The sequence below is a fragment of the Pseudomonas sp. NCIMB 10586 genome, assembly GCF_023127895.1.
In the GTDB taxonomy this organism is placed as follows: Bacteria; Pseudomonadota; Gammaproteobacteria; order Pseudomonadales; family Pseudomonadaceae; genus Aquipseudomonas; species Aquipseudomonas synxantha_A.
Map to the genome: position 1 here is coordinate 66045 of NZ_SPKQ01000028.1, position 8365 is coordinate 74409.

Below are 8365 nucleotides of genomic sequence, written 5' to 3' on the forward strand. Positions count from 1 at the left end.
CACACCCTGCAGCATAAAATTCGCCGCAATGGCACAATTGCCAGCGCAACGCCCTCCTCCACACAGGATTTCCCATGCTGCAGCTGAAAACCGACGCCCTGATGGCCACCCCGTGCGACGAAGAAGAAGACAACATGGCCATGCTTTGCTGCCACGGCAAAAACGGCGAAATGTTCATGTTGAGCCGCTACCCGGATGAAGAGGAAGTGGAACTGACCTGGGATTACGAGCCGTCGACGCTGGATGGGCTGAAGATCACCTTGAGTGCTACGAGGTTGCTGGTCGAACTTGCAGCGGGTGATGCCGATGCATTGGGCGGCAAGGATCATCTGGAGATCACCCACGCCACGGCCGCATCCGACCTGGCTGAAGTGGAGGAAACCCTGCAGAAAATCCTCGCAGGCACTGGCACTTTCATCCGGATTTAAGCTGCACTCTGGTTCAAATGTGGGAGAGGGCTTGCCCCCGATAGCGGCGGGTCAGTTAATACATCGGTGCCTGACACACGGGCATCGGGGGGCAAGCCCCCTCCCACATTGACCGTGTTCCCACACCAAAAGCCTACAAGTTTTTCTGAAAATACCCGTGACGTCGTTAGTCGACACCCCCTTCGATGCATTAAAGTAAGCCTCCCAAGCCTGGCGCTCGCGCTCCACCATCAGGCTCATCTTTCCAGGAACCGTCATCGATGGAACATCGTGAAGCGCTGCTTGCGCTGCGAACCTTTCTTTCTACGCAGATTCTCGGCCAGGAAAAACTCATCGATCGCCTGCTGATCGCCCTGCTCGCCGACGGCCATATGCTGGTCGAAGGCGCACCGGGGCTGGCCAAGACCAAGGCGATCAAGGAGCTGGCCGAAGGCATCGAAGCGCAGTTCCATCGTATCCAGTTCACCCCCGACCTGCTGCCCGCCGACATCACCGGCACCGAGATCTATCGCCCGGAAACCGGCAGTTTCGTGTTCCAGCAGGGGCCGATATTCCACAACCTGGTGCTCGCCGACGAAATCAACCGCGCCCCGGCCAAGGTCCAGTCGGCCTTGCTTGAAGCGATGGCCGAGCGCCAGGTCAGCGTGGGCCGTAGCACTTACGAGCTATCGCCGCTGTTTTTGGTGATGGCCACGCAGAACCCCATCGAGCAGGAAGGCACCTACCCTCTGCCCGAAGCCCAGCTCGACCGCTTCCTCATGCACGTCAAGATCGGTTTCCCGGACGCCGCCGTCGAACGGCGCATCCTGCAACAGGCCCGCGGCGAAGCGCTCAATGGCGAAACCAAGCCTGAGCGGCGCGTCAGCCAACAGGCGATCTTTGCCGCCCGCAAGGAAATCCTTGGCCTGTACATGGCCGATGCGGTAGAGGAATACCTGGTGCAACTGGTCATGGCCACGCGTACGCCTTCCAAGTTCGACCCGGAAATGGCCGAGTGGATCGCCTATGGCGCCAGCCCCCGAGGCTCCATCGCCCTGGACCGTTGCGCCCGCGCCCACGCCTGGCTGGCCGGTCGCGACTTCGTGAGCCCCGAGGATATCCAGGCGGTGCTGTTCGACGTGCTGCGTCACCGCATCATCCTGTCGTTCGAAGCCGAAGCTGCCGGGATCGACCAGGACCGCGTGGTGCAACGCATTCTTGACGTTGTTGCCGTCGCTTGAAGCCGATGAACGCCAGCGATGGTATACGCGTAACCCTCAGTGAACTGATTGAGATGCGTCACCACGTGCGCGAAGTGCAGCTGTTCTCCACGCCCGGCCAGCGCAGCCCGTTGATCGGCCTGCACCACTCCAAGCTGCGCGGGCGCGGTGTGGACTTCGATCAGGTGCGGGTGTACCAGGCGGGCGACGACGTGCGCACCATCGACTGGCGCGTGACAGCGCGCACCCAGGAACCGCACACCAAGTTGTTCCACGAAGAACGCGAACGGCCGATCTTTATCATGGTGGAGCAAAGCTGCCGTCTGTTCTTCGGCTCGGGGCAGATGTTCAAGTCGGTGCTCGCCGCACAAGCGGCCAGCCTGATCGGCTGGGCGGCCCTGGGGCATAACGATCGGGTCGGCGGGCTGGTGTTCGGCGACAGCGAGCACTACGAAATCAAGCCTCGACGCAGCAAACAAAGCCTGTTGCAGCTGCTTAACCGCCTGGTGCGGGTCAACCAGAGCCTGAACACCGAAAGCCGCCCCGAAGCTGATGCCCTGGGCATGGCCTTGCGCCGTGGCCGTGAAGTGTTGCGACCGGGCAGCCTGGGAATTGTGATCTGCGATGAACGGGCGCTGACTGATAGCGCCGAGCAACAGCTGAGCCTGCTGTCGCGACATTGCGACCTGTTGCTGCTGCCCATTTCCGACCCGCTTGATCACGCCCTGCCCGCCGCCGGGTTACTGCGCTTCGCAGAACGCGGCGCACAGCTGGAACTGGACACCCTGAACATTGATTTGCGCCAGGCCTACAAAGCCCAGGCCGAAGCGCGTATCGCCCGCTGGGAACGGCTCGCGCAAAAGCTGCGGGTGCTGTTGATGCCGTTGAGCACACAGAGTGAAATGGTCGAGCAATTGCGCGAGTACCTCAACCCGCAACGCCCGGTTAAAAAACAATGAGCAGCCTGGACCAACTGCAACCGCTGATCGCGCCGCCGGCCATCGGCTTCTGGCCGCCTGCGCCCGGCTGGTGGCTGTTGCTGCTGGTGATCCCGCTGCTCGGCTGGGGCCTGTGGTGGTTGCGCCGCTTCCTGCCAACCCGCCGCCCCGTGGCCCGCGCCGAACAACCGCTGGACCCGCTGCGCATCGCCGCCCTCGCCGAACTGGCCTTGATGCCCAAGCCCTACGACGGCGCGCCCGCAGGTGCCTGGCTGCAACAACTCAACGGCCTGCTCAAGCGCCTGTGCCGTAACGACTACCCGTATAGCCAGAGCCATACCCTCAACGGCCGCAAATGGCTGGCCTTCCTCGACAACCGCTGCCCCGCCGCCGGCCTGACGCGCTGGATGGTACTGGTGGAAGGCGCCTACAAGCCCGAATGCAAACTCGACGACAAAGCTATCGCCGGCCTGACCCAGGCTGTCGACACCTGGATCCGCAAACATGTTTGAGTTCGCCTGGCCGTGGATCTTTACCCTGTTGCCATTGCCCTGGTTGATGCGCCTGATCCTGCCCGTGGCCGACAGCGGCGAGCCGGCATTGAAAGTCAGCTACCTGAGCGACCTCGAAGGCTTGGCCCGCCGTCGCGCCCGCGCCAACCTGCCAGGCTGGCGCCAGCAGGCCCCCTTCGTGGTGCTGTGGCTGCTGCTGTTGACTGCCGCCGCACGCCCGCAATGGCTGGGCGAGCCTTTGCCAATTGCCGCCAGTGGCCGGGACTTGCTGGTGGCGGTCGACGTGTCAGGCTCCATGGATTTCCCCGACATGCACTGGCAGGGTGAGGACGTGAGTCGCCTGGCCCTGGTCAAACACCTGCTCGGGGACTTTCTTGAAGAACGCGAAGGTGACCGCGTGGGCTTGATCCTGTTTGGTACTCAAGCCTACCTGCAGGCACCGCTGACCTTTGATCGGCGCACCGTACGTACCTGGCTGGACGAAGCGCGTATCGGCATTGCCGGCAAGAACACCGCCATCGGCGATGCCATTGGCCTGGCCTTGAAACGCCTGCGCCAACGCCCGGCGCAAAGCCGTGTGCTGATCCTGATCACCGACGGCGCCAATAACGCCGGGCAGATCGACCCGTTGACGGCAGCGCGACTGGCGGCCGAAGAAGGCGTGAAGATTTACCCGATCGGCATTGGCGCCGACCCGGAGCAAACCGGTTCCCTGGGCATTCTCGGCGTAAATCCGAGCCTGGACCTCGACGAGCCGGCGCTCAAGGCGATGGCCGAGGCCACCGGCGGTCAATATTTCCGCGCCCATGACGGCGAGGAACTGCAGCAGATCAAGGAGACCCTCGACACCCTGGAGCCCGTCGAACAACAACCCACCCAAGCGCGACCGGCCCAGGCGTTGTACAGCGGCCCGCTGGCGCTGGCGCTGATCTTGAGCCTGTTGCTGGTGATCCAGGAACGCTGGCCCAACAACGCCTTGCAACGCGGGTTCAACAAGCTGTCGAGCAAAGGGATCTTCCTGCAACAACACCCTGAATGGCGCCAGCGCCTCAAGCGCTTGCGTTTGCGGAGACGTCGATGATCGCCCTGTGGCCGCACTGGTTCCGGCCCTGGTGGCTATTGCTGCTGCCGCTGCTCGGCTGGTTGCTGTGGCAGTTGTGGCACCGACAAAAGCGCGCCGGCCGCTGGCAGATGATCCTGCCACCGGCCTTCCATGCCGTACTGCTCAGTGGCGGCAACGGCCGCGAGAGCAAATCGCCGTGGGTGCTGCTGGGCATCGCCTGGCTGTTGGCCGTGCTGGCGTTGCTGGGGCCCAGTTGGCAACGGGTTGAACAGCCCAGTCAGAAACCCGCTGACCCGCTGGTGGTACTGCTGGAACTGACCCCGGAAATGCTTGCCACCGACAGCCCGCCCAACCGCCTGGAGCAGGCGCGGCGCAAGCTGTATGACCTGCTGCAAGCACGCACCGATGCGCAAACCGCCATCGTCGTGTATGCGGGCAGCGCCCATACGCTGCTGCCGCTGTCGGACGACCTGGCCACCAGCCGCAATCTGCTGGAGGCCCTGCGCCCTTCGATCATGCCCGAGCCCGGCCATCGCGCCGATCTGGCCGTGGAAAAAGCCCTCGGCCTGCTCAAGCAAGGCGGGCTCGGCCAGGGGCGCCTGCTGCTGATCGGCTCCTCGCTGTCGAAACAGGAGCGCCAGGGCATCCGCCTGCAACTGCAAAGCGCCCAGGCACTGCCCTTGTCGATCCTCGGCATCGGCAGCCGTGAAGGCACACCGGTGACCCAGGAAAGCGGCGAGTTCCTCAAGGACGACCAGGGCGCGATCCTGGTGCCACGCCTCGACAGCCCGACGCTCAAGGCCTTCGCCAGTGAAATGGGTGGCCGCTACCGTGCAGCGCGCCTGGATGACAAAGACCTGCGCCAACTGGGTATGCTCGACAGCGTACAAGCCCTGCGCAACGACGGCCAAGTGCTGCACCTGGACACCTGGGCCGATCAGGGTTACTGGCTGCTGCTGCCGCTGTTACTGCTGGCCGCCTGCGCCGGGCGTCGCGGCTGGCTGTTCTGCCTGCCTTTGCTGCTGCTGGGCGCACCACAACCCAGTTACGCCTTTGGCCTTCAGGACCTGTGGCTGCGCCCCGACCAGCAAGGTCAATACCTGCTCAAGCACAAGCGCCCAGCCGAAGCTGCCGAACACTTTCAAGACCCGCAATGGCAAGGTGTAGCCCTGTACGAAGCCGGCAATTACGCCGAGGCGATCAAACGTTTTGCCCAGGGCAACGACGCTTATTCCCACTACAATCGAGGCAATGCCCTGGCCAAAGCCGGTGAACTTGAAGCCGCTATCGACGCCTACGAGCAAGCCCTGGAAGCCCAGCCCGATCTGCAACCGGCGCTGAAAAACAAGGCCCTGGTTGAAACCCTGATGCAAGAGCAAGCCGAGCCCGAGCCGACCCAGCCTGCAAAAAACGAAGATGACGAAAGCCCCCAACCCGGCCAAACTGCGCAACCGGGGGCCAGCGGGCAAACGGGCCAGAGCGGCGAACAATCGCCCCAGGGCCAGGGCGAAGCCAGCAGCGGTGAAACTCAGGCCGGCGCCACCCCACAGCCAGGCCACAATGAAGTGCCGGGCAGCGAACTGGGCGACGAGCACACCACCACGCCGCCCCTGCGCCCTGTCGACACCCGCCTTGAAGGTGAACGCCGCCAGGCGCTGGAGCAATGGCTGCAAGAGATCCCGGACAATCCCGGTGAGCTGCTGCGGCGCAAATTCTGGTACGAACAGCAACAACATCAGGACACGACTCGATGAGCCGCCGCACCACCCTTTTGCTTCTGCTCGCGTTGTCGGCAGGCCACGCCCAGGCGGCGAACCTGGTTGCCAGCGTTGACCGTAACCGCCTCAACTCCGGGGAAACGGTGGAGCTGACGGTGGAGTCCAGCGATGTAACCCAATTCGGCAAGCCGGACCTGTCGCCCCTGGACGCACAGTTTGAAGTCAGCGGCACCCGCCAGATCAACCAGCTCACCACCCTGGGCGGCGATAACCACGCCACCACCCGCTGGATCATCACCCTGCTGCCCAAGGAAAACGGCAACGTGATCATCCCGCCGTTGCAAGTGGGCGCACTCAAGACCCAGCCGATCACCCTGCAAGTGGTCGAAACAGCCAGCCAGAACACCAGCACCGAGCTGGCCCCAGTATTTATCGAGGCCAACCTCGACCAGACCGCCGTGTACGTCCAGGCCCAAGCGCTGTTGACCGTACGCGTGTACCACTCGGTATCGCTGTATGACGACAGCAGCCTCACGCCCTTGCAGATTCCCGATGCACGTGTCGAACAACTGGGCGAGTCGCGTACCTATGAGAAGGTCATCAACAGCATCCGCCATGGCGTGATCGAGACCCGCTACGCTGTCTACCCGCAGCACAGCGGCACGGTGGTGATTCCGGCGCAGACCTTCAGCGCTACCCTGGTCGAATCGCGCCCACCCCAGGAAAACACACTGCAGGGCACCAAGCCGGGCAAGATGATCCACGTCAGCTCTGCGGCCCTGCCGTTGACGATCAAACCCAAGCCGGAACTCTACCCCGCCGACGCTCCCTGGCTGCCGGCGCGCAGCCTGACCCTGAGCGAAGGCTGGAACCCTACACCGGACCACGTGCAGGTCGGCGACTCTCTGACTCGCAGCCTCACCGTGCAGGCCGAGGGCTTATCCAGCGCACAGTTGCCGGCGCTGCCCAGCGCCGACGTCAACGGCCTGCGCCGCTACCCGGACCAACCGGTACTGGGCAACCAGACCAGCGACCGCGGCCTGATCGGCAGCCGTGAAGACCGCGAAGCTCTTGTGCCAACCCGCGCCGGCGAGCTGGAACTGCCGCCGGTGGAAGTGGTGTGGTGGAACACCCACGAAGATCACCTGGAACGCACCAGCCTGCCGGCGCGCACTGTGCAAGTGGCGGTCAATCCCAGCCTGGTGGTGGACGCACCCGCCACGCCGACCATCATCACTGCACCCGACGATGAGCGCCTGTGGCTGTGGCAACTGAGCACACTGATCCTGGCATGCACCACGTTGCTGGGCTTCGGCCTGTGGTGGCGCGCCCGTCGGCAGCCGGCCGTACAGCGCGCCGCGCAAACCGGCCCGAGCCCGCGCACCCTGCTCGACGACCTCAAGCGCGCCACCCAGGCCAACGATCCGCAAGCCACCCGCCAGGCCCTCGATGCCTGGGCGCGTCAACAGCCGGAAACCCTGGCCGACATGGCGGCGCGGTTTGTGCCATTGTCAGATGCCCTGGATGGCTTGAACGGCGCGCTGTACAGCGAAAGCGGCCAGTACTGGCTGGGTGAAGACCTGTGGCGTGCGATCAAGGCCATCCCCGTGGCCGAACGCGAGCAGGACCCGGCGACCGACACCACCAGCTTGCCGCCGTTGTATCCCAAGTAATACCGCAAACTCATGTGGGAGGGGGCTTGCTCCCGATGGCAGAGTTTCAGTTGATACATCTTTAACTGACCCACCGCTATCGGGAGCAAGCCCCCTCCCACAGTTGCCCTGTGTCGCCTGTTCGACATCCATCTGGATGTTAGTGATTACGGCGCGGCACCTTCCATTCACGATGGGGGAATTTGTACAGATAGTTCAGGTTATCCATATCGAACCGGCCATCTTCCTTGCCGGGGCCACCAAAGAAGCTGATACCGATATCCAGCTTGCGCAGCAGTTCGGGGCGTGACAACAACTCCAGTGCCGTGTGGTGTGCCTCTGGAGAAAATGACCTGTCGCTGGCTATCAGACCGGCCGCTTCTTTCAATTCATTGAAGTTTACGTAGCTGTCTGTCGCCCCGGCGGCGAACTCGCGAAAGTGGTCGCGGACCAGCCCTATCAGTTGCCGGTCGGTCACTCCACCAAAAGGACGCGCGTGAGGGGCGCCGGCTTGGGCCTCAGCGCTTCGCGCTTGCCGATGGCTGGACGAGGGTGAGGTTTTTTCAGGGTTCACCTGCTGAGGCATCACGTGAAAAGGACTAATAGGGGATGCATTTATTGAAACTGTCATGGTGAGTCTCTGATTCCGAAGGTTAATTAAGGCGTCCACGTGAGTGTGTGGTCCTCCCCTGTCCAACCGTTCCCCACGGCTGGCGCCCAACGCGACATGGCCCGCGCAATGGCCTGCCTGCCCCCCCCAACCCCGTCAACACCCATAACCCCTGTGGGAGGGGGCTTGCTCCGGTACAACCCGGGGACATCGTTTACATTTCTAACCGGAGACATGGTTTACAG

The 8365-nt window shown here is 63.3% G+C and carries 8 protein-coding genes; 7 read left to right on the forward strand and 1 reads right to left on the reverse strand.

Annotation, left to right across the window (positions count from 1 at the left end; genetic code table 11):
- The first annotated feature begins 74 nt into the window (after positions 1–74).
- The 7 genes from E4P01_RS12265 (at position 75) to E4P01_RS12295 (ending at position 7531) form a co-directional block, all read left to right on the forward strand.
- Positions 75–428: a hypothetical protein gene (locus E4P01_RS12265; protein WP_216091271.1), complete on the forward strand. Its 354-nt coding sequence runs from the start codon at positions 75–77 to the stop codon at positions 426–428.
- 260 nt (positions 429–688) lie between these two features.
- Positions 689–1648, forward strand: coding sequence for a MoxR family ATPase (locus E4P01_RS12270; protein WP_005787860.1), 960 nt, complete (start codon positions 689–691; stop codon positions 1646–1648).
- Between the two features lie 5 nt (positions 1649–1653).
- A complete protein-coding gene (locus tag E4P01_RS12275) occupies positions 1654–2586 on the forward strand; it encodes a DUF58 domain-containing protein (RefSeq protein WP_005787858.1) in 933 nt (310 codons plus the stop codon).
- Complete coding sequence (locus E4P01_RS12280) at positions 2583–3077, forward strand: DUF4381 domain-containing protein (RefSeq protein WP_017136650.1); 495 nt, start codon at positions 2583–2585, stop codon at positions 3075–3077. Before E4P01_RS12275 ends, E4P01_RS12280 begins: the two co-directional genes overlap by 4 nt.
- Positions 3070–4158, forward strand: coding sequence for a VWA domain-containing protein (locus tag E4P01_RS12285; protein WP_032880830.1), 1089 nt, complete (start codon positions 3070–3072; stop codon positions 4156–4158). The genes E4P01_RS12280 and E4P01_RS12285 overlap by 8 nt, the downstream gene beginning before the upstream one ends.
- Complete coding sequence (locus tag E4P01_RS12290; protein ID WP_216091270.1) at positions 4155–5894, forward strand: tetratricopeptide repeat protein; 1740 nt, start codon at positions 4155–4157, stop codon at positions 5892–5894. Before E4P01_RS12285 ends, E4P01_RS12290 begins: the two co-directional genes overlap by 4 nt.
- Positions 5891–7531, forward strand: a complete 1641-nt coding sequence (locus E4P01_RS12295) for a BatD family protein (protein ID WP_216091269.1) — start codon at positions 5891–5893, stop codon at positions 7529–7531. The genes E4P01_RS12290 and E4P01_RS12295 overlap by 4 nt, the downstream gene beginning before the upstream one ends.
- A gap of 139 nt (positions 7532–7670) precedes the next feature.
- On the opposite strand, the gene E4P01_RS12300 is transcribed toward E4P01_RS12295, so the two are convergent.
- The gene (locus tag E4P01_RS12300) at positions 7671–8141 is read right to left on the reverse strand and encodes a hypothetical protein (RefSeq protein ID WP_177327417.1); all 471 of its coding nucleotides are present in this window, start codon (positions 8139–8141) and stop codon (positions 7671–7673) included.
- Between the last annotated feature and the right edge of the window lie 224 nt (positions 8142–8365).

Excerpts from the sequence above, each read along its gene's own strand:
- E4P01_RS12265 (WP_216091271.1), top strand. The coding sequence starts at position 75 with ATGCTGCAGCTGAAAACCGACGCCCTGATGGCCACCCCGTGCGACGAA.
- E4P01_RS12270 (WP_005787860.1), top strand. The coding sequence starts at position 689 with ATGGAACATCGTGAAGCGCTGCTTGCGCTGCGAACCTTTCTTTCTACG.
- E4P01_RS12275 (WP_005787858.1), top strand. The coding sequence starts at position 1,654 with ATGAACGCCAGCGATGGTATACGCGTAACCCTCAGTGAACTGATTGAG.
- E4P01_RS12280 (WP_017136650.1), top strand. The coding sequence starts at position 2,583 with ATGAGCAGCCTGGACCAACTGCAACCGCTGATCGCGCCGCCGGCCATC.
- E4P01_RS12285 (WP_032880830.1), top strand. The coding sequence starts at position 3,070 with ATGTTTGAGTTCGCCTGGCCGTGGATCTTTACCCTGTTGCCATTGCCC.
- E4P01_RS12290 (WP_216091270.1), top strand. The coding sequence starts at position 4,155 with ATGATCGCCCTGTGGCCGCACTGGTTCCGGCCCTGGTGGCTATTGCTG.
- E4P01_RS12295 (WP_216091269.1), top strand. The coding sequence starts at position 5,891 with ATGAGCCGCCGCACCACCCTTTTGCTTCTGCTCGCGTTGTCGGCAGGC.
- E4P01_RS12300 (WP_177327417.1), bottom strand. The coding sequence starts at position 8,141 with ATGACAGTTTCAATAAATGCATCCCCTATTAGTCCTTTTCACGTGATG.